Source organism: Celeribacter sp. SCSIO 80788 (assembly GCF_051054295.1).
Lineage (GTDB): Bacteria > Pseudomonadota > Alphaproteobacteria > Rhodobacterales > Rhodobacteraceae > Celeribacter.
In genome coordinates, this window is sequence record NZ_CP150482.1 from 1,718,708 (window position 1) to 1,739,910 (window position 21,203).

At 62.8% G+C, this 21,203-nt stretch carries 19 protein-coding genes and 2 tRNA genes; 11 read left to right on the top strand and 10 right to left on the bottom strand.

Translation table 11 applies throughout. The features are described 5' to 3' along the window. Positions 1-18 precede the first annotated feature (18 nt). Positions 19-408, bottom strand: a complete 390-nt coding sequence (locus V1471_RS08610; protein WP_434288032.1) for a winged helix-turn-helix transcriptional regulator — start codon at positions 406-408, stop codon at positions 19-21. Positions 409-543: 135 nt separating this feature from the next. On the opposite strand from V1471_RS08610, the gene V1471_RS08615 reads away from it, so the two are divergent. Beyond that, positions 544-1,395 (top strand): SDR family oxidoreductase, encoded by an 852-nt coding sequence (locus V1471_RS08615; protein WP_434288033.1) that lies wholly within the window; start codon positions 544-546, stop codon positions 1,393-1,395. A gap of 33 nt (positions 1,396-1,428) precedes the next feature. On the opposite strand, the gene V1471_RS08620 is transcribed toward V1471_RS08615, so the two are convergent. The 3 genes from V1471_RS08620 to dnaG all read right to left on the bottom strand — a co-directional run bounded on the left by V1471_RS08620 (position 1,429) and on the right by dnaG (position 6,706). Continuing rightward, positions 1,429-1,743, bottom strand: coding sequence for an HlyU family transcriptional regulator (locus V1471_RS08620; RefSeq protein WP_434288035.1), 315 nt, complete (start codon positions 1,741-1,743; stop codon positions 1,429-1,431). Positions 1,744-2,459: 716 nt separating this feature from the next. After that, a complete protein-coding gene (rpoD, locus tag V1471_RS08625; protein WP_434288037.1) occupies positions 2,460-4,457 on the bottom strand; it encodes an RNA polymerase sigma factor RpoD in 1,998 nt (665 codons plus the stop codon). A 260-nt stretch (positions 4,458-4,717) separates the two neighbouring features. Further along, complete coding sequence (gene dnaG / locus V1471_RS08630; protein ID WP_434288039.1) at positions 4,718-6,706, bottom strand: DNA primase; 1,989 nt, start codon at positions 6,704-6,706, stop codon at positions 4,718-4,720. A 376-nt stretch (positions 6,707-7,082) separates the two neighbouring features. Between dnaG and V1471_RS08635 the strand changes: the two genes are divergently transcribed. Genes V1471_RS08635 through V1471_RS08645 form a run of 3 tightly spaced genes read left to right on the top strand, consistent with a single transcriptional unit; the run spans position 7,083 to position 10,077 of the window. After that, the gene (locus V1471_RS08635) at positions 7,083-8,813 is read left to right on the top strand and encodes a TadE/TadG family type IV pilus assembly protein (RefSeq protein ID WP_434288041.1); all 1,731 of its coding nucleotides are present in this window, start codon (positions 7,083-7,085) and stop codon (positions 8,811-8,813) included. Further along, positions 8,810-9,355, top strand: a complete 546-nt coding sequence (locus V1471_RS08640; RefSeq protein ID WP_434288043.1) for a TadE/TadG family type IV pilus assembly protein — start codon at positions 8,810-8,812, stop codon at positions 9,353-9,355. The genes V1471_RS08635 and V1471_RS08640 overlap by 4 nt, the downstream gene beginning before the upstream one ends. 11 nt (positions 9,356-9,366) lie before the next feature. Beyond that, positions 9,367-10,077 carry a TadE/TadG family type IV pilus assembly protein gene (locus V1471_RS08645; protein ID WP_434288045.1) on the top strand — a complete coding sequence of 237 codons (711 nt, stop codon included), beginning with the start codon at positions 9,367-9,369 and terminating at the stop codon, positions 10,075-10,077. Between the two features lie 29 nt (positions 10,078-10,106). Here the strand turns inward: V1471_RS08645 and V1471_RS08650 are convergent, their stop codons facing one another. Continuing rightward, positions 10,107-10,589 (bottom strand): hypothetical protein, encoded by a 483-nt coding sequence (locus V1471_RS08650; RefSeq protein ID WP_434288047.1) that lies wholly within the window; start codon positions 10,587-10,589, stop codon positions 10,107-10,109. A 116-nt stretch (positions 10,590-10,705) separates the two neighbouring features. Here V1471_RS08650 and V1471_RS08655 point away from each other — a divergent pair, with 116 nt between their 5' ends. The 6 genes from V1471_RS08655 (at position 10,706) to V1471_RS08680 (ending at position 16,206) form a co-directional block, all read left to right on the top strand. Then, the gene (locus tag V1471_RS08655; protein WP_434288049.1) at positions 10,706-11,035 is read left to right on the top strand and encodes a hypothetical protein; all 330 of its coding nucleotides are present in this window, start codon (positions 10,706-10,708) and stop codon (positions 11,033-11,035) included. Positions 11,036-11,124: 89 nt separating this feature from the next. Further along, a complete protein-coding gene (locus V1471_RS08660; protein ID WP_434288051.1) occupies positions 11,125-12,435 on the top strand; it encodes a homoserine dehydrogenase in 1,311 nt (436 codons plus the stop codon). Between the two features lie 244 nt (positions 12,436-12,679). Further along, positions 12,680-13,654, top strand: a complete 975-nt coding sequence (gene glpX, locus V1471_RS08665; RefSeq protein ID WP_434288052.1) for a class II fructose-bisphosphatase — start codon at positions 12,680-12,682, stop codon at positions 13,652-13,654. Between the two features lie 85 nt (positions 13,655-13,739). After that, positions 13,740-14,285: a cysteine hydrolase family protein gene (locus tag V1471_RS08670; protein WP_434288054.1), complete on the top strand. Its 546-nt coding sequence runs from the start codon at positions 13,740-13,742 to the stop codon at positions 14,283-14,285. After that, positions 14,282-16,027 carry a single-stranded-DNA-specific exonuclease RecJ gene (gene recJ / locus V1471_RS08675; RefSeq protein WP_434288055.1) on the top strand — a complete coding sequence of 582 codons (1,746 nt, stop codon included), beginning with the start codon at positions 14,282-14,284 and terminating at the stop codon, positions 16,025-16,027. Before V1471_RS08670 ends, recJ begins: the two co-directional genes overlap by 4 nt. 104 nt (positions 16,028-16,131) lie before the next feature. Beyond that, a tRNA-Glu gene (locus tag V1471_RS08680) sits at positions 16,132-16,206 on the top strand. 379 nt (positions 16,207-16,585) lie between these two features. On the opposite strand, the gene V1471_RS08685 is transcribed toward V1471_RS08680, so the two are convergent. The 5 genes from V1471_RS08685 to V1471_RS08705 all read right to left on the bottom strand — a co-directional run bounded on the left by V1471_RS08685 (position 16,586) and on the right by V1471_RS08705 (position 19,584). Then, positions 16,586-16,660: transfer RNA gene (locus tag V1471_RS08685), tRNA-Glu, on the bottom strand. 181 nt (positions 16,661-16,841) lie between these two features. Then, positions 16,842-17,861: a diguanylate cyclase gene (locus V1471_RS08690; RefSeq protein WP_434288056.1), complete on the bottom strand. Its 1,020-nt coding sequence runs from the start codon at positions 17,859-17,861 to the stop codon at positions 16,842-16,844. Then, positions 17,858-18,457 carry a heme NO-binding domain-containing protein gene (locus V1471_RS08695; protein WP_434290900.1) on the bottom strand — a complete coding sequence of 200 codons (600 nt, stop codon included), beginning with the start codon at positions 18,455-18,457 and terminating at the stop codon, positions 17,858-17,860. Before V1471_RS08695 ends, V1471_RS08690 begins: the two co-directional genes overlap by 4 nt. 131 nt (positions 18,458-18,588) lie before the next feature. After that, a complete protein-coding gene (locus V1471_RS08700) occupies positions 18,589-19,296 on the bottom strand; it encodes an HAD family hydrolase (RefSeq protein WP_434288057.1) in 708 nt (235 codons plus the stop codon). 9 nt (positions 19,297-19,305) lie between these two features. After that, the gene (locus V1471_RS08705) at positions 19,306-19,584 is read right to left on the bottom strand and encodes a DUF3572 domain-containing protein (RefSeq protein WP_434288058.1); all 279 of its coding nucleotides are present in this window, start codon (positions 19,582-19,584) and stop codon (positions 19,306-19,308) included. A 142-nt stretch (positions 19,585-19,726) separates the two neighbouring features. Here V1471_RS08705 and V1471_RS08710 point away from each other — a divergent pair, with 142 nt between their 5' ends. After that, on the top strand, positions 19,727-21,106 hold the full coding sequence (locus V1471_RS08710; protein ID WP_434288060.1) for a diguanylate cyclase: 1,380 nt from the start codon (positions 19,727-19,729) through the stop codon (positions 21,104-21,106). Positions 21,107-21,203 lie beyond the last annotated feature (97 nt).

A 21,203-nucleotide genomic window follows, 5' to 3' on the forward strand; every position in this document is an offset into this window, starting at 1 on the left:
TTTTCTGTGGATAACCCGTCAGCCCCCGTCGAAAATGCTCCGCGCCGCCTCAATCTCAGGCATTTTCGCCCCGGCCCAGCCGATCAACCCGTGCAATGGCCCAAGAAACGAGCGCCCGAGATCGGTCAAGTCATAAGACACCGAAGGCGGTTTGGTATCGAACACCGTGCGTTCCACAAGCCCGTCCCGCTCAAGATCGCGCAACGACTGCGTCAGCATGCGTTTCGAAATATCCGGCAACGCCCGCGCCAGGGCATTGAACCGCTGCGGCCCGTTTTCCAACTCCAGCAGAATGAGCGAGGTCCATTTCGCCGCCACATGATCGAGCACCTGCCGCACCGGGCAGTTCTGTGGCTCGAACCCCATGGCTTTCCATTCTTCCAGACGACTCATCGGAATGTCACGCATCGCTCTTATCCTTCAGGTATCCTTCAGGGCGGTTCCCTCGATGTAACCTTGTCCCGAAAAAGTGCCTCCTTTTCAGGAGTCGAAAAGGTCTCTAATTGAGACTTATATTCAAAACGAACCCAAAAGGGAATAGACATGACCACCTACCTCGTCACCGGCGCCTCCGGTCAGCTTGGCCAGCTTGTCGTCGATCATCTCGCCACCGTCGTCGCGAAAGACGACATTCTCGCGCTCGTGCGGTCCGAAAAAGCCGCCGAAGGCTTCGCCGCCAAGGGCATCGCCACCCGCCGCGCCGATTACACCGATGTCGCCGCCCTCACTGCCGCTTTCGACGGCGTGGATCGCCTCCTGCTGATCTCCTCGTCCGAAGTCGGTCAACGCGCCGCCCAGCACGGCAATGTCATCGAGGCCGCCAAATCTGCGGGCGTCAAATTCATCGCCTATACCTCGATCCTCAAGGCCGATACCGGCAATATGGCGCTGGCCGAAGAGCACCTCGCGACCGAGGCCATGCTGAAAGACAGCGGCCTCCCCTACACGCTTCTGCGCAATGGCTGGTATTCCGAAAATATCACCATGACGCTGGGCCAAGACCTTGAGCTTGGTCAACATTTCGGTGCCGCCGGTGAGGGCAAGCTCGCCACCGCCCCGCGCAAGGATTACGCCGAGGCCGCCGCCATCGTTCTGGCGGGCGGTCATGACGGTGAGGTTCTGGAACTCGCGGGCGACGAGGCTTATTCGCTCGCCGACTACGCCGCCATCGTCGCCGAAACCTCCGGCAAACCGGTCGTTTACACCGACATGCCCGAAGCCGCGTTCACCGAGGCGCTGGTCGGCGCGGGCCTGCCCGCCGGGTTCGCCGCCATCCTCGCGGATTCGGACGCGAAAGCCGCCAAAGGTGCGCTGTTCGACGACAGCAAAACCCTTTCCAAACTGATCGGTCACCCGACCGAGCCGATCTCTGCGACGGTCAAAGCCGCGCTCTAAGCACCTTAGCCCTGCCCTCTCCGGGCGGGGCTTTTACATCCGGGGATCGTCGAAAATACTGTCCCCCATCTGGTCGATGAAAATCTGCGCCTTGCGCAGGCTTTCCTGCCGCGCGTCGTCGAGATCGCTCATCGTATCCGCCCGGATCATCATATGCGCCCGGGTCTCGCCGTCGATGTCCTTCTCGATCCGTGCCGCAATGCGATAGCCGCTCTCAGCCTTCATCGGCTCCGGGAAGATGCGGTAATCTTTGCCGTAAAGTTCGGGCTTCGCAGTTGATTGCGGGGCGGCGTCGGGTTGCGATTTGCCACCGGATTTACCACCGAAGAGTTTTCCGAAAAGGGACATGAAGGCCTCCTGTATGAAACGGCACTTTGCGGCCCCTGCCCCCGAAGTGCAAGCCGCGCATCGCCTGACCGGGGGCTGGTGATGAAACGGTTGAATGACGAGCGGCGGCTTTGTTCCGCGCTAGTTTACCAACATGTCAACAATTGGGCTTTCCAGCAGAAGAACTTCCTGCGCGGGCATGACAACTCCTCGATGAATAAGAGCGTTTAGATAGCGCCGCCTTTGATGCCCTTCGATTAGGATATACTTCGCATCCGGCCAGCTTTTAAGACCATCATGAAACCCATTGGGCACCGACAACAAAATGGGCGGGTAGTCCCAGCGGCCCCTGTCAAGCGCATCAGATGTAGGGTGCCCTCCTGGACATTTGTGAAACACTTCATAATCCCATTCGGGGTCAAGACAATTATCTGTCGCTGACTTCACAAGCCGCATGAAGTCTGCTGGTGTCATTTTCTGTCGCGAGTACGTCAGCGAGGAAAGCGGTATGTAGCTGTGGGGATGTTTACAAAAATATCTGAACACCCATTGCTCAACCAAATCGGCAGGCAAACCATGAAAATGATCTCTATTTCTCAGCCAATAATCGTCAAAACTCTCCTTACGAAAACTCTCATGTCCAATGGGACACAACTCTTTCTGCCAAACACATTTGGTATCTACGGGGCATATAAACATAAACAAAAACGCCCCCCTTCCGGGAGGCGCTCCTAACTTTACTGATCCAAGAACGACCGCAGCTTCCGCGACCGCGAGGGGTGCTTCAACTTCCGCAACGCCTTCGCCTCGATCTGACGGATCCGTTCGCGGGTCACGGAGAACTGTTGCCCCACCTCTTCAAGCGTGTGGTCGGTGTTCATGCCGATCCCGAACCGCATCCGCAACACGCGTTCTTCGCGGGGCGTGAGCGAGGCCAGCACGCGGGTGGTGGTCTCTTTGAGGTTCTCCTGAATGGCCGCATCCAAGGGCAGAACCGCGTTCTTGTCCTCGATGAAATCGCCCAACTGGCTGTCTTCCTCGTCGCCGATCGGCGTTTCGAGAGAGATCGGTTCCTTGGCGATTTTCATCACCTTGCGGACCTTTTCCAGCGGCATTTGCAGCTTTTCGGCCAATTCTTCCGGCGTCGGTTCGCGGCCGATCTCGTGCAACATCTGACGACCGGTGCGCACCAGCTTGTTGATCGTCTCGATCATGTGCACCGGAATACGGATCGTCCGGGCCTGATCCGCGATAGACCGCGTGATCGCCTGACGGATCCACCAAGTGGCGTAGGTCGAGAATTTATAGCCGCGACGGTATTCGAACTTATCGACCGCCTTCATCAGGCCGATGTTGCCTTCCTGAATGAGATCAAGGAATTGCAGGCCGCGGTTGGTGTATTTCTTGGCAATCGAAATCACGAGGCGAAGGTTGGCTTCGACCATTTCCTTCTTGGCCTGACGGGCTTCTTTCTCGCCCTTCTGGACCTGCGCCACGATGCGGCGGAATTCGGAGATGTCGACGCCGACGTACTGGCCGACCATCGCCATTTCGGAGCGCAGCTCCTCGACCTTGTCGGAGAAGCGTTCGACAAACATCTGCCAGCCACGGCCCGGCTTGTCCGCCATGCGGTCGAGCCAGGTCGGGTCCAGTTCGGAGCCGCGATAATCCTCGATGAACTCGCGCCGGTTGATCCGCGCCTGATCGGCGAGCTTCACCATCGAGCTGTCGATCGACATGACGCGTTTGTTGATGCCGTAGAGCTGGTCGATCAGCGCTTCGATCCGGTTGTTGTGCAGGTGCAGAGAGTTCACCAGAACCACGATCTCGGAGCGCAGCTTCTGATACTCGGCCTCGGCCCCTTCCGAGAACGACCCGTCCTCGTTGAGCGTGGCCGACATCCGCAAATCCTGCATCTCGGAGAGATGGGCGAAATCTTCGGAAATCCGCGCAAGCGTTTCGAGAACCTGCGGTTTCAGCGCCGATTCCATCGCCGCAAGCGACATGTTCGCCTGCTCGTCATCCTCGTCATCCTCATCGGAGGAAATCGGGTTGCCGTCGGCGTCGTATTCCTGCTCGCGCTCTTTGGACTCACCCGCGGTCGCCTCGGCGTTCAGCCCCTCGACGACATTTTCCTCGTCCTCGTCCTCATCGACACCGCCGCCAAATGTGGCCTCAAGGTCGATGACGTCGCGCAGGAGGATGTCCTCGGACAAAAGTTCGTCGTGCCAGATCGTGATCGCCTGAAAGGTCAGCGGGCTTTCGCAAAGCCCGGCGATCATCGTGTTGCGCCCGGCCTCGATGCGTTTCGCAATCGCGATCTCGCCCTCGCGCGACAAAAGCTCGACCGAACCCATCTCGCGCAGGTACATCCGCACCGGATCGTCCGTGCGGTCGAGTTTCTCGGTCTCCGAATTGGCCATCGCCACTTCGCGCGAGCCGGAAGTCGCGACCAGCTCACCGCCCTTGGCGTCGCCGTCCGCGCTGTCGTCGTCCTCGACTTCTTCGTCCTCGATGACGTTGATGCCCATTTCGGAGAGCATCGACATCACGTCCTCGATCTGCTCGGAACTCACCTGCTCCGGTGGCAGGACCTTGTTGAGCTGATCGTAGGTGATGTAGCCTTTCTCACGCGCCTCGGCGATCATCTTCTTGACCGCGGTCTGGCTCACGTCGAGCATCACGTCCTGGTCCTGATCGTCACTCTTGGCGTCGTCATTGTCTTTGGCTGCCATGCGGCTCTCCCCTAAACTCTGGCGGGTTCCGATGCGGTCCCGATGGCCCTGTCGCCGGACCTGTCACGGACCACTCACTGGCCCTTTGGTCGGCATGTCCGTGCGAGGGACCCACCCCATTCGCCCACAACAGCGCCTGCTCAAACCCGAATCATGTCATGCGAATCAATGATTCGCCACCCGAATACCCATATTTCCTTAACCATCCCTGCACCAGTGGCACAGGGCCTCTCCGTGCAACGCCCGCCCCCTTTTGCGGCTCACTTGCCACGTTCAGGGGCGATTCGGTTCAAAAGCGCGCGAAACGCATTGCGCTCGTCCCGCGACAGCTCAAGCCCGTTCTCCGCAATATCGAATTCCGTTCTGTCTTCCGCCTCCGCTTTGGTGGCCCGGTTGCGCGCCTCAGCCGCCTGCCGGAGCCGCCATGTCACCTGTTCGTCATCGGCGGCCAACATATCTTCCAGCCCCTCGGCCAGCTCGGCCTGATAGCCCCGCCGCGCCTTGAGTTTGGCCAGCTCCTCCGTGAGGCACATCTGCGCCACCTCGCGGTCGGGCCGGCGCACAGGGGGCGCGATCTGAACATGGGGATGCGACATCAGCCGATCAAGGGCTCCCAGCCCCGCCATCGCAATCACATTTTCCCTGAGCGCCCCCGCATCCTCTTCCTCGGCATGGGTCAGCACCGCATGGAGCAAGGCCGCGTGATCCTCCGAGCGCGGTGTCAGCCCTTCGAGTTGCGACAGGAACTCTAACGCCAGCCCCGGATTGGCGATCAGCACCGCCAAAACCACCGCCTCGCGCATCAGATCGGCCTGCGCCTCGTCACCGGAAACGATCAGCGACGCTTTCAGCCCTTCGGTCGGCACCGCGGCCTGTTTGCCGAACCGCCCGCGCCCCTGACCTCCGCGCCCGCCGCCCGGTGTCCAAGCCTTGCGCGGACCGCCGCCCGCCTCGCGTTCCTCACGCTTGCCCCGGAAAAGCTCCCGGCGCATGTCGTTCAGGATCTCACCGTAATGGCGTTTGATCGAGGCGTCGGTGATGGGCCGGATCGTTTCGCGCAGGCTCTTGTCCAGGGCCGCGCGGCGTTCCGGGCTGTCGAACACCTTGCCCTCGGTCTCGCGCCGCCACAGCAGCGCCACCATCGGCAAAGCGCCGTCGAGCACCTCCTGCATCGCCTCCGGCCCCTTGGCCTTGATCAGCTCGTCCGGGTCCTGCCCCTCCGGCAGAATGGCAAAGCGTAGCCCCTTGCCCGCCTCCAAGAGGGGCATCGCCAGATCGATCACGCGATACGCCGCCCGAAGCCCCGCCTTGTCGCCATCGAGCGCAATCACCGGCTCGCTCGACATCCGCCACATGAGTTGCAACTGCCGGTCGGTGATCGCCGTCCCCAAGGGCGCAACCGTGGCCTCGAACCCGGCCTCCGCCAGCGCGATCACATCCATGTAGCCCTCGGCGACGACCAAGGTCTGCCCCCGCCCGCAAGCCACACGGGCCTCCTGATGGTTGTAAAGCGCATTGCCCTTGTCGAACAAAAGCCGCTCGGGGCCGTTGAGATATTTCGCCCGCGCGTTCGGGTCCATCGACCGCCCGCCAAAGGAAATAAGCCGCCCGCGCGCATCGCGGATCGGAAACACGATCCGGTCGCGGAAAAAATCATAGGGCTCCCGCCCGTCGTCGGGCTTCGCCGCCACCCCCGCCTCTATCGCCATCTCGGCGGAGATGCCCTGATCCTTCAGCGCCCGCAAAAGCGCATTGCCCGAGGGCGCAAAACCGATCTCGAAGCGCTCCCGCGTCGCGGGCTTCATGCCCCGCTTGTCGAGATAGGCCCGCGCCGCCGTGCCGCCCTGTTGCGACAGGCAGAGCCGGAAAAACCGGTTCGCCGCCTCGTTCACCTCGGCAAGCTCGGCGCGCTTGTCGGATTTCTCCTGCGCCTTCGGATCGCTCTTCGGCACCGGCATCCCGGCCTCTTGGGCAAGAATCTCGATCGCCTCCATGAAGCCGACATTCTCGGTCTCGCGCACGAAGGTGATCGCATCGCCCTTGGCGTGACAGCCGAAGCAATAATAATAGCCGTCCTTATCATTGACGTGGAAGGAGGCGGATTTCTCGTGATGGAACGGGCACGGCGCCCACATGTCGCCCTTGCCCGGGTTCGATTTGCGCGTATCCCACATGACTTTGCGGCCGACCACATCGGTCAGCGACAGGCGCGATCGCAGCTCATCCAAGAATCCCGGGGGCAGTGACATGGGCGCGAGTATCGCCCCTCGCCCGCGCAACGTCCAGAGGCCCCGCAACGCTCCGGTGCCGAAGCGGCCACAAACCGGTCGCGAATCGCTTTGTGGCGAAAACCCGGTACAAATCCGGCAAAATCGTGACAAAATGCGGCAAATTCGTGATGCGCCCCCGGGCACCGTCCAATCCCGCCGCACCTTTCCCGACTTTTCCCGCCCCCTCGCCGCCCAATATGACCATTTCGGGGCAAAGCCTCTGCGGACTTTACCCATGGTTTCCACAGGGTCAAAATAAGGTCGTGTGGCGTCTGTTATGCACGGGGAAAACCCCGGCCGGACACCATGCACACTGGGAAAAATGGGGGCACCACTCCGATTGAGAGACGGTGTCATGTTGGGTAAGATCACGCGCCGCGAAGCGGGGCTTTTTCACACGGGCCGGGGCCATGCCGCCGGTTGCGCTGCGCGTCAGAACAGGCCGCACGCCTGCGTTCAGAAACCGGCTTCGGGCATCGCCCGCGCCGCGGCAACACAGCTGCGCAAATTCGATGCGCGGCAGCACATGCGCGACGAGCAGGGCTCGCTCGCGCTCTTCGGCTTGTTTACCTTCGTCATTCTGCTGCTGCTCGCCGGAATGGGCATCGACATCATCCGCCACGAGACCCTGCGCACCGAGTTGCAGAACACCCTCGACCGCGCCGTGCTCGCCGCAACCAACCTCGAGAACACCAACGATCCGAAAGACGTGATCATCGACTATTTCGCGAAGGCGGGCCTGAGCGAATATCTCAAGGAGGACGAGATCGACATCGTGCCGCTGGGCGACGGGCGTCAGGTCTATGCCTCCGTCGAAGCCGAGGTGCCGACCTATTTCATGAAATTCGCCGCCATCGACAGCCTCTCACTGTCCGGCGAAACCATGGCGCAACAGGGCCTCGCCGGGCTTGAAATCGCTCTCGTCCTCGACGTCTCCGGCTCGATGAACAGCTACAGCCGTCTGACCAACCTGAAATCCGCCGCTCAGGATTTCACCCAAACCGTCTTCGAGAATGCCGCAAGCGACGAGATCGCGATCTCCGTCATCCCCTACGCCACACAGGTGAATGCGGGAAAAGACATTCTGGACGCGCTCCATCGCCTGAATGCGCATGACAAATCCTACTGCATCAATTTCGAGGAAGACGATTTCTCGATGGTCGGGCTCGAATTCCCCACCGGCGCATTGACCGGTCGCTATTACGATCAGACCATGGATTTCGATCCGTTCAACAGCAATTGGAACAATCTCGACATGGCGCTCTCGGATCACACCTGCGCCCCCGCCTCGAGCCGCGAAATCCTGCCCTTCTCGAACGATCAGACCGAGATTGACGATTACATCGAGGCGCTCACCGCCTATGGCAACACCTCGATCGACCTCGGCGTGAAATGGGGCGCAGCCCTGCTCGACGAAAGCGCGCAAGTGCTGACCGCAGGCACCGACGCCAGCGCCCACCCCGCCTCCAATTCGGATGCCCAGAAATTCATGGTGGTGATGACCGACGGCTCGCACACCAACCAGTATCTGATGCCCGACCCCTATCGCGATGACGATCAGTCGACCGGCGTCTATGCCGACAAGGACGGGCGCATCTACGTCAGCGCCGATCGCACAAGCTGTTCCTACTACTACGGAAATGCCTACAACTGCACCACAACGACGCGCTACACCCGTCTCGACAACGAAAACGTCTCGACCTCGCTGCCCTATACGCTCGCATCCGGCAATGTCTGGGAAATCACATGGTCCGAGGTCTGGTCCTCGATGACCGTCTATAACCACGCCTATGCCCGCTATCTCGCCTCCGGCGACAGCGACGACTATTACGACTGGCGCGACGCCACACGAACCAGTTACGACACCGCCACCAAGGACACCCGACTGGACGAGATCTGCACCGTCGCCAAGAACGCCGGGATCATCATTTTCGCCATCGGTTTCGAAGCCCCGACCGCGGGTCAGAACGTCCTGCAATCCTGCGCCTCCTCGGACGCGCATTACTATGACGTCGAAGGGATCGAGATTTCCGAGGCCTTTTCCGCCATCGCGACCAAGATCACCGAGTTGAGGTTGGTCGAATGAAACTCCTGCGCAAACTGAACCTGCTGCGTCGTCGACACGCCCGGAGCGAAGACGGCAACGCGACCATCGAATTCGTTCTGATCTTCCCGATGTTCATGTTCCTCATCATGGGCAGCTACGAGATCGGCTATTACACTGTCTCCTCCGCCATGCTGGAGCGCGGCCTCGACAGCGCGGTGCGCGACGTGCGTCTCGGCAACATGCCCACCGTCACGCTCGCGAGCCTGAAATCGGCCACCTGCGAATACGCCCGTTACGTCCGCAACTGCGAGGAAAACATCCACATCGCTCTCGAACCCGTCGATGCGTGGAATTTCACCCGCCCGACCTATATCGCCGAATGTCTCGACCGCAGCGCCAATGTGACACCGGCCACCACCTTCGAGGACGGTGCGGAAAACGAGCTGATGCTGGTCCGCGCCTGCGTCATTGTCGACCCGATCTTTCCGACCACCTGGATCGGCGCGGCCATGCAACCCACCGAAGGCTCCGGCTACGCCATCGTCGCCACCGGCGGCTTCGTGAACGAACCCAACAGCTAAGGGAGATGACGATGTTCTCTATCCGCCAGACCTCCCCGAAAACCGCGATGCGACGCCTCCTGCGTCGCTTCTCGCGCGACGACGGCGGCTCGGTCGCCATCGAGGCCCTGATCGTCGCCCCGGCACTGATCTTTTCCCTGATGGCCTTCTACACCTTCTTCGCCGCCTTCGAGGCCAAAGCCCGCGCGAACAAGGCGAATTACACCATCTCCGATTACATCTCGCGTCAAACCGACACCATCGACGACACCTTCATGGGAGGGCTCGCGGATCTCTATCGCTTCCTCAACAACGACGGCGAGATCGACATGCGTGTCTCCGCCGTCCAGTTCGTGATCGATGACGACGAAAACGAAAGCTACGAACTGGTCTGGTCCTATGCCACCGGCGATTACGTGAAACTCACCGACATCACCCTCACCGAAGTCGAGGAACGTCTGCCGCTCATGGCCGATGGCGAAGAGGTGATCGTCGTCGAAACCCAGCGCGGCTGGGTCGCGCCCTTCAACGCCATCCTGACCGAGCTGGACTTCGAGGACATCGTCACCACCAAACCGCGTTTCGCCTCTCAGGTGATCTATGACGACGGCACCGAAGTGATCAACGACGCCACCCATGAGGATTCCGACGACAGCGATGTCGACACCGGCGGCACCACGACCGGCACCAACACCTCCGGCGGAGGCAGCGACCGACACGGTGGTGGCGGCTCCCGCCGCTGACCGCCGCAATTCAAGCCGCATTCAGGCAATCAGTCGAGACGCCCCATGCCGCCGATACGGGCCGCGATCACATCCGCCATCGCTTTGCCCTGACCCGTCGGTGTCACACCGCCGACACCCAGCCTGCGCCCGAACCGCCACCACAACCCCGGCGCCCAGACCCGGCTGCCCGGGGTTTTCAACCGGATCAGAAATCCGTTCGACGGCTTGAACGCAAAGGTGCCGCGTTCGACCTTCTCGATCTCATCGAGACGGCAGAGCACCCGCCCGCCCTCTTCGCGCAGATCCTCTTCGCTCAAAACAAGCCGCACGCCCGTCGCCACCCAAAGCCGCCACGCAACCCAGAGCACTGCCGCCGCCATCACGACCAGCAGGGCCATCCAGCCCGCCGTCATCTCTTCGGCCCCGAAGGCCACCCGCAGCAACAAGGCCCCCAGCACGCCCAGCAGCGCCACCGCGCTCATCCGCCGCGCGGGCGAAGGTGTCAGGCTCAGATCGGTTCCGCTCGTCATGGCACACTCCTAAAAGACCCCTCCGCTTTAGCCCGCCCTCGCCCGAAGGGAAAGCCGCATTGTCCCCGCCTCCGCCAAAGGCTAAGCTCGCCCGGCAACCGCAGCCGGACCCCCTCATGACGCAGCTCTCCCTTCGCCGCACCCTTCTCGCCCTGCCCTTGGCCGCCCTGTCTCTGGCCGCGCTGATCGGCTGCGCTCAGACCCCGGACCTCTCCGACCGGCTCGCGCCCGTCGACACCGCGCTGCCTTGGCCCTCGCTGATCGCCTCGCCGTCAGAAACCGTCTTTGAGGGTGCCGCAAGCGCCGATGAACTTGCGCAGGAGACCCGCGCGACGCTGGCCCGCGCCGAAGCGCTCCGGGCCCGGGCAGAGGCGCTTGCGAACGACCCCGTGTTCACCACGGACGACCAGACCGAGCCCCTGCCCCCGCTTGTGACCGGAAACTGAGCCTGACAACGGCGGGCAGTTGCACGCCCCCGCATTCGCCGCTATCACGACGGACAGGTTTTTCAACACATCCTCGAGCGGAGCCCCACATGCCGAAATCCACGTCTTCCCAAGCCCCCCTGCGCCTCGGCATTGCAGGTCTTGGCACCGTCGGCGTAGGCGTGATCAAGATCATCCAGCGCAAGGCCAATCTGATCGCCGAGCGCAGCGGTCGCCCGGTTGTGATCACCGCCGTCTCCGCCCGTTCGAAAGACAAGGATCGCGGCGTCGATATTTCCGCTTACGCCTGGGAAGACGACCCGGTCGCGCTTGCGCTGCGGGACGACGTCGATGTCTTCGTCGAGCTGATGGGCGGTTCCGACGGCCCCGCCAAGGCCGCGACCGAGGCCGCGCTCGCCGCTGGCAAGGATGTCGTCACCGCCAACAAGGCCATGCTCGCCCATCACGGCCAGATGCTCTCTGAGAAGGCCGAAGCGAAAGGCGCCGTGCTGCGCTTCGAGGCCGCCGTCGCGGGCGGCATTCCTGTGATCAAGGCTCTGACCGAAGGCCTTGCGGGCAACCGGATCGAGCGGATCGCCGGTGTCATGAACGGCACCTGCAACTACATCCTGACCCGGATGGAGAACGAGGGCCTCACCTATGACGAGGTCTTCGCCGCCGCCAAGGCGCTTGGCTATCTCGAAGCCGATCCGACTCTCGATGTGGGCGGCATCGACGCCGGGCATAAACTTGCCCTTCTGGCCGCTATCGGCTTTGGCACGCAGGTCGATTTCGACAATATGGTCCTCGAAGGCATCGAGCGCATCACCATCGAAGACATTCGCCACGCCGCCGACATGGGCTATCGCATCAAGCTTCTGGGCGTCGCCCAGATGACCGGTCGCGGGCTTGAACAGCGCATGACCCCCTGCCTCGTCCCCGCGCTCTCGCCGCTGGGCCAGCTCGAGAATGCCACCAACATGGTCGTGCTCGAAGGCGACGAGGTGGGCCAGATCGTGCTCCGTGGTGCGGGCGCGGGCGAAGGCCCCACCGCCTCCGCCGTGATGTCCGACGTGCTCGACATTGCCCGCGGCATCCGCGTGCCGACCTTCGGCGTGCCCGCCGCCGCGCTCGAAAAGGCCATCCCTGCCGTCGCCGCCACCCCCGCGCCCTTCTACCTGCGCATGTCGCTTCTGGACAAACCCGGCGCGCTGGCGAAAATCGCCGCAGCTCTGGGCGATGCGGGTGTTTCCATCGACCGCATGCGGCAATACGGCCAGGACGCCAACCCCGAGGTGGCTCCCGTGCTGATCGTCACCGATGCCACCTCGCGCGCCTCGCTCGACGCAGCCCTCGAAGGCATGAAGGCGACCTCCGTTCTGGCTTCCGAACCGGTCGCGATCCGCATCGAGAACGTCTGATCCCGCCCGCCCCGGCCACGTTTCACGGGCCCGCCCAAACGGGCCCGTTTTTGCGTCTCAGGGGAGCATCGGCGGAAAAACGTCATGCTGTTGACGTGAAATTGTTACGCCGCGACAAGACGTTAGCGCAAACAACCCATCTGTTAGCGCGCACAGCTCCGCACCCGCCTTGCCCCGCCCCGGAACATGTGGTCATGAAGAGGGGCAGAATTTTCCGTCCGCCCGAAAAGGACCCGTAAGACAAATGTCGCAAGCCCCCAATTTCTTCGACCGTATGCTTTCCCTTGGCCTCGCCCGCGTGGCCGAACAGGCTGCCATCGCCTCCGCCGATTACGTCGGCCACGGCGATGAGAAGGCCGCCGACCAGGCCGCCGTCAACGCCATGCGCGATCAGCTCAACAAGCTCGACATTCAGGGCGTCGTGGTGATCGGCGAAGGCGAACGCGACGAAGCCCCCATGCTCTACATCGGCGAGAACGTCGGCAACGGCAACGGCCCCGCCGTGGACATCGCCCTCGACCCGCTCGAAGGCACCACGCTCACCGCGAAAGACATGCCCAACGCTCTGACCGTGATCGCCATGGCGCCGCGCGGCACGCTGCTGCACGCCCCCGACGTCTACATGGAAAAGCTGGCCATCGGGCCGGGCTACCCGAAAGACGTCGTTTCCCTCGACATGACCCCGACCGAGCGCGTCGAAGCGCTGGCCAAGGCCAAGGGCGTCGCGCCGAAAGACATCACGCTCTGCGTCCTCGAACGCCCGCGTCACGAAGAGATGCTGGCCGAGCTGCGCGCCACCGGCGCCGCGATCCGCATGATCACCGACGGCGACGTTGCCGGTGTCATCCACTGTGCCGAGCCCACGACCGGCATCGACATGTACATGGGCTCCGGCGGTGCGCCCGAAGGTGTGCTCGCGGCCTCCGCGCTGAAATGCATGGGCGGTCAGATGTGGGGCAAACTTCTGTTCCGCAACGACGACGAACGTGGCCGCGCCGCCAAGGCGGGCATCACCGATCTCGACAAGATCTACTGCCGTGACGAGCTCGTCACCTCCGACGTGATCTTCGCCGCAACCGGTGTGACCAACGGTTCCATCGTGCACGGCATCAAACGCGAGCCGGGCTTCCTCACCACGGAAACCATCCTGATGCGCTCGAAAACCGGCTCGATCCGTCGCATGACCTACCGCAACCCGACCACGCCGAAGAAAGACTGATCGGAACGCGACCGGGGGCGTTGCCCTTCCCGGCAATCCCCGCCAAAATCGCTCCCGCCAGTCCGACTCTGGCGGGAGTTTTTTTATGACCACACTCATCCTTATCGACATTCAGACCGGCTTTGACGATCCCGTCTGGGGGCCGCGCAACAACCCCGAGGCCGAGACCAACGCCGGGCGGCTTCTGGCCCATGCCCGCACCGCCGACTGGGGCGTCATTCACATCCGCCATGCCTCGCACACCCCCGGTTCGCCGCTCTCGGGCGATGGCCTCGCCTTCAAACCCGAGGTCACACCCCTGCCCCATGAGCCCATCTTTGAGAAATCCGTCAACTCCGCCTTCATCGGCACCGATCTCGAGGACCGGCTGCGCGCCAGCCGTGAGACCGATCTGGTGATCTGCGGCCTCACGACACCCCATTGTGTCTCGACGACCACCCGCATGGCCGCCAATCTCGGCTTTACCGTCACCCTCGCCCATGACGCCTGCGCTGCCTTTGCCGCCAATGCCGACACCTCTTGGGCCGGTCTGCCACCGATGTCCGCCGAAGACAGTCACATCACTGCGGTCAGCCATCTGCACGGCGAATTTGCATCCGCCCGCTCCGTCGGCGATATACTTGGCCTATGACCGATTTCCTCAATGTCTCCGCCTCGCTCACCGGCCGCCGCTGGATCGGCCCCACCGCCGATCTCGACCGTCAGGCGGAGCTTCTGCTGCAACAGACCGGCCTGCCTCTGGCCCTCTGCCAGACCCTCGCCCGGCGCGGAGTGGCGCCCGAGGCGGCGGCGCAGTTCCTCGATCCCAAACTCAAGGACCTCTTGCCCGATCCGCTGACCCTCAAGGACATGGGCGTGGCCGCCACCCGCTTTCTCGACGCGACAAAACGCGGCGAAAACATCGCCGTTTTCGCCGATTACGACGTGGACGGCGGCACCTCGGCAGCGCTCCTGATCACATGGCTGCGCCAGATGGGCCGCCCCGCGACGCTCTACATCCCCGACCGCATCGACGAGGGCTATGGCCCCAACGAACCGGCGATGGCGGAGCTTGCGAGGAACCACGACCTGATCGTCTGCGTCGATTGTGGCACGCTCTCCCATGACGCCATTGCCGCCGCCAAGGGGGCGGATGTCGTCGTGCTCGACCACCACCTGGGCGGGGAAACGCTCCCCGACTGTGTCGCCGTGGTCAACCCGAACCGTCAGGACGAAAGCGGCGATCTGGCGCATCTCTGCGCCGCCTCCGTCGTCTTTCTCATGCTGGTCGAGGTCGGACGACAAATGCGCGACGAGGGGCAGAAAGGCCCCGATCTCATGGCCATGCTCGACCTCGTCGCACTGGCCACCGTCGCCGATGTCGCCCCCCTGATCGGCGTCAACCGTGCCCTCGTCCGTCAGGGCCTCAAGGTCATGGCCCGACGCGACCGCATCGGCCTGCGCGCACTCGCGGACGTGTCCCGCATGGACACCGCCCCCACCTCCTATTCCCTCGGTTTTCTCCTCGGTCCCCGGATCAACGCGGGCGGACGCATCGGCGCCGCCGATCTCGGCGCACGCCTTCTCTCGACCGAAGACCCCCACGAGGCACAGGCCTTGGCCGAGCGGCTCGATGCGCTCAACACGGAGCGCCGCGAGATCGAAAGCGCCGTGCGCGACGACGCGCTGTTGCAGGCTGAACAGCGCGGCCTCGACGCCCCCCTCGTCTGGGCCGCAGGCGATGGCTGGCACCCCGGCGTGGTCGGCATCGTCGCCTCGCGTCTCAAGGAAGCCACCAACCGTCCCGCCGTGGTCATCGGCTTCGATGAAAACGGCATCGGCAAGGGCTCCGGTCGCTCCGTCTCCGGCGTCGATCTCGGCGCCTCCATTCAACGCCTCGCCGCCGAAGGGCTTTTGGTCAAGGGCGGCGGGCACAAGATGGCCGCCGGTCTCACCGTGATGCGCGATCGGCTTGAACCCGCGATGGAGCGCCTCTCCGAACTTCTCGCCAAACAGGGCGCGGGGGCGATGGGGCCATCCGATTTGAAACTCGACGGCCTCCTGATGCCCGGCGCCGCCACGCCCGAGCTGATTGCCCAGCTCGAAGCCGCAGGGCCCTATGGTGCCTCCGCCCCCGCCCCACGCTTCGCCTTTCCCGCCTGCGCGATCCATTTCGCCAAAAGGGTCGGCGCGAACCATCTGAAAGTGACCTTCTCGGAAGGCCAGGGACCGCGTCTCGACGCCATCTGTTTCGGCGCCTTCGACGGCCCGCTCGGCCCGGCCCTCGAACGCCACGGTGGCGCGCGGTTTCATCTCGCGGGCAAGCTCGAACTCAACACCTGGGGAGGGCGGCAATCCGTCCAACTGCGCCTCGAAGACGCCGCCGAGACCTGAGCCGACAGACAAAAACACCCCTGTCAAAAAAACTGCAAAATTCTGTGAGAATCCCTCTTGCGCCCCTCGCGCGCATCTCCTAAATACCCGCTCACGCCAAGCGCGGTCCGTTCGTCTATCGGTTAGGACGCCAGGTTTTCAACCTGGAAAGAGGGGTTCGATTCCCCTACGGACTGCCACTTTTCCCCTGACATCTCTGTGTTTCTAGTCGCACAAGCCGGATTCGGTCTTTGTGTCACCCGTTCTATTCATGTGTGAACTGGGCACTGGAAACGACATAGAGAAATGATGGAGACGGTGCGCCAAAACCGCTCTGCCAAGACGCATGACCTTCTACGACAGAATGTGCTGAGAACTTCGAAGGCTGCGGGACAATCGATCAGACCTGCGACAAAGCATATGCCGCTCCGACGAACCTGTATTTCGAACCCCCTCATGACACATGGTTTACACCCCGACCCTAGACGCATGGGCATAGATTTCCGCCGAACCATTATGAATCAAAGCGCATCAAAGGCGTTTCAGTGAGCTGAATACACAGAGATGTCAGGGAAAAAGTGGCAGTCCGTAGGGGAATCGAACCCCTCTTTCCAGGTTGAAAACCTGGCGTCCTAACCGATAGACGAACGGACCGCGCTTGGCGTGAGCGGGTGTTTATGAGATGCGCGCGAGGGGCGCAAGAGGAAAATGTGCGAAACCTGCATTTCCTGATCCGCCTGCCGCCAGGCACCGAGCAAACCTTCTGCCAGCGGCGCGGGCACAATCGCGGGCACAGCACCTGTGCGACCATGAAAACCACGCGCAGGCTGAGCAGTCAGCCCCGGACACGGTGCTCCACATGATCGCTCACATGGCCATGATGCACCTTCGGATCGAACATGGTTGCCTGCGCACGCCCCTCGTATTTCGAGCTGTAGAGCGCAAGATCCGCATCGTGAATCATCACATCGGCATTGGGTGCCGCGTAGAACTCCGTCGTGGTGATGCCCACCGAACCGGAGATCCGGCACATCTCGTCCTGATAGGGAATCGGTTCCTCGAGCCGCGCAATGATCCGTTCCGCCGTCCGCATAAGCCCGTCGTGCTCCATGAACTTGTTGAAGATCAGGATGAATTCATCCCCGCCCACGCGCGCGACCATATCGTCGCCCCGGGTCTCTTCGAGCAGGATCTTCGCCACCCGCTGCAACACCGTGTCCCCCGCCGCATGGCCCAGCGTGTCATTGACCGATTTGAAGTAATCGAGATCGAGATGCATGATCGCAAACGGCACACTCGAGCGCAGCATCCGCTCCATCACATGATCCATCGCCCGGCGGTTCTTCAACCCGGTGAGCGTATCGGTATAGGCCTGCTCCTCAGCGGCAACCTTGGCGCCCTGCAAACGCGCGTTCAGTTGCTTCGTCTCTTCGAGCACCGCCGATTTCGCTTCCACCAGATAAAGCATCTCGATCGCAAGATCGGTATGGGCGAAATCTCCGGAGGTCAGCCGGTAATCCGCCACCGCATCGACAATCGAAATCCCGAAAGACAGGTTCAAAAGGTTCAGCCCCGTCCCGGGGATCGCCGCCGCCATGCCCTTGAGCGGCGTCGAAATCCCGGTGAGAAAATTGAGGTAGAGCTTCGTCCCCAAAGGAATAGGCCCTTCGCCGCCACCCCGCCCGTTGTCACGCACGGAAAACACATCGGCGATCTGCGCTCCGATCAGGGTGTCAGGGTCGCGCAGCTTCGCCAGTGTCGGCGCGACATAACGGATCACCCCCGCATCGTCATACATCAGGCTCATCGGCATGAAGGCGATCAGCGGGGCGGGGTCGAATCTCATCGCACTCATAGCTCCCCCCCGATCCGTTCCGACAGCTCAAAGGCCCGACCCTCGGCATAGGCCGCTTCGAGCAGGTTGATCGTGATGATTTCTTCGCCGGAATCCATCCAGCCCTGATGTTCGAGAAACACCAGAGCGCCATAATCGTCCGCCATCGCCCGCATCACCCCCACCATCGCATAGCCGAACCCCGGCATTGAGCTCAGGCAACTGAGACGGAACGTGCCGTCGCCATTGTCCTCAACGCGCAAGGTCGGCATCTCGAGATCCGGCAGGGCCAGTTTCGCCCGCCCTTCCAGATCGTTGAGCGAGAACAGGAATTCCGTGAAATTCTCACCGCCGAAGCGCAACAGTCGGCGGATCGCCTCGACATTCGGATGCGACACGAGATAGGTTCCGAGATCCTCCAGAAAGGTTTCGACAGGCTTGTGCAACTGGCGCGCCGCGCGGCCCAGAACGTCGATCGTCAACCGGTCGGGATAGCTCAACATGGCCTCGAAATTGTCAAATCCAAGATCTGCGCTTTCTGCCACCGCCTGCCAGGTCGTCCCCCCGTATGTATCGCGCATGAAACACTGAATCGCGCGATTGATCATCCCATGCATGACAGCCATGTCTCCCAGTACCACTTGTGGGAGTGTTACGGCCTGTCCCTTAAGAAATCACCAATGCCGCCGAAACAGTGTCCGGCATCTTCCTAAAATTAATCTGATTTTCCGTATTTTTCGCGAAAGTCTTACCGTCCGGACAACCACTCCGGCAGGTCCGCGACACTGCCCAGAACCACCTCAGCATAAGGCGCAAGCGCCTCCGCCCCCGCCACGCCGGTCAGCACCGCCACCGGGATCATCCCGGCCCGCGCCGCCGCCTCCAGATCGTGCAGACTGTCGCCCACCATGACGCAGGCCCCGGCCGCCACCCCCAGCCGCTCTGCCGCACCGAGGCACGGGCCCGGCTCCGGCTTGCCGCCGAACCCGCTGTCATAGCCCACCACCGTGTCGAAAAACTCCGCCACGCCCATCTTGCTCAGGTGATCGTGCCCCGCCGCCTCGAAATCGTTGGTCACGACGCCCAGCGCCAGCCCCCGCGCCCGCAATGCCGCACAGGTCGTGGCCAGCCCCGCCACCGGGGCCGGGACGAAGGCCGCCGGGTCCGGCTCCAGCCAGGACAGGAGCCGATCCGACGCGGCTTCGGGGAAAAACGGGCTGAGCAGGTCCAGAACCTCCTGCGGCGTGCCCGCGATCACGGCGCTGTCCGGGTGAAACCTCTGCGCGCTTCGGTCAAAGCCCAAAGCCTGCGCCACGGCGGCGCTCAGCCCCGCATCCGCCCCGCAGATCCGGGCGATCACCGAGGCCGCCCAAGGCCCCCAGCTCGCCTGAAAATCCATCAGCGTGCCATCCTTGTCGAACAGCACCGCCCCGATCTCACCCCCGATTTCGCGCATACCCCGCCCTCAGGTCCAGTTGATCTGCGCCCCGCCCGGAAGGGCCTGACGCGCGCGCATCGGATCATACGGGTCAAGCCCCGTGGCCGCCGCACAGGCATTGACCCAAGCATCGTCCATGGTCACGAAATCGAGAACTGCCGTGAGAATCTCGACCTCTCCCGCCCGGGCCATCAATTCGCCCGCAGAAATACCGCTAGAGCCCAGAAAAACCGGGAAAATCTCCTCTTCCGAGGCCAGCCAGGCCAGAACTTTCAGGCCGATAACCTCGGCGGATTCCTGCTGCATCTGGGGATAACTCCAAAGGGTTGGAAACACTTTCTTAACCTTTGTGACCGAAATTATTAACCAGACGCAACACCAGAACCACAACAAAAATCAAATGCGGCATGGCGCTCTCCCCCAAAGCCGCAGCCAAAAAGGAACCCCGATGGCGGGCAGAATTCTGATCGCTGACAACGTGCCGACCAACAGGATCATCCTCAAGGTCAAGCTCGCGTCCGCCTTCTACGACGTCTCCCAGGCCACAACCGGCACGGCGACGCTCGCACAGGCGCGCGCAGAGCGGCCCAACCTCATTCTCCTCGATGTCGATCTCGGCGACATGTCGGGCTTCGAGACCTGCGCCCGGCTCAAAGCCGACCCGCTGACCGCGCATATTCCCGTCGCCATCCTCACCCCCGCGCAAAACCCCGAAGCCAAGATCGCTGCGCTCAAGGCCGGGGCCGACGAGGTGCTGTCGAAACCGCTCGACGAATTGACCCTCACCGCGCGGGTTCGCGCCCTGATGCGCGCCTCCGCCACCTCCGAAGAGCTGCGCCGCCGCAACGAGACCGCCCGCGCGCTGGGGTTTTCCGAGGCGCAGGGGCAATACGAGACCCCCGGCAAGATCGCCCTGATCGGGACGACCACCGAGGAGGCGATGAGCTGGCGCGCCGGGCTCAAGGGCATGGTGCATGACGAGATCGCCATCGCGCGCGCCGATCATCTGCTCGAAACCATCTATCATGGCGAGATCGCCGATCTCTACGTGATCTCCACCCGCGCCGGTGGCGACGGGCTGCGACTGATTTCCGATCTGCGCGCCCGTGAGGCCACCCGTGGCGCGGGCATCGTCGTCGTCCATGGCCCGCAGGACCGGCGCGAGGCGCTGATGGCGCTCGATCTCGGGGCCAACGATCTGATCGCCCGCGGTGCCGACCCCGAAGAAATGGCCCTGCGCCTGCGCAGCCAGATGCGGCGCAAGAAAGAGACCGACCTTTTGAAACTGACCCTCGACGAGGGGCTTAGGCTCGCCACCCGCGACAAGCTCACCGGGCTTTACAACCGGCATTACGCCCTGCCCCATCTCGACAAGATCGCCCGCGAAGCCCGCGCAGCAGGCCAGCATTTCGCCCTCATGCTGATCGACATCGACCGGTTCAAATCCGTCAACGACACCTGGGGCCACGCCATGGGCGACGCCGTGCTGATCGAGGTGGCCAAGCGGCTCGCCGACAATCTGCGCAGCATGGATCTGGTGGCACGCTACGGTGGCGAGGAATTCCTGATCTGTATGCCGATGACCTCGCTGATGGAGGCCCGCGCCGTCGCCGAACGGCTGCGCGCCGGGATCTGCGCCAGCCCGGTCGCGACCGCCCCCGACACCACCCCGATCGGCGTCTCCGTCTCCATCGGCCTCGCCATGGGCGGCGATCAGGGGGCGGCGACGCCCGATGTCGACACGCTGCTGGCCATCGCCGACCGCGCGCTCTACGCCGCCAAGGCCGAAGGCCGCAATCAGGTCACCCTCGGCTCCTACGCCGCCTGAGGCCTGCCCCACCCCATATCCGGTCCCGTTCTTGCCATGACACGCCCGCTCTGCCAGCATGACGACCACAGGCGCGCAGAGCGCCTCGTCACATCTG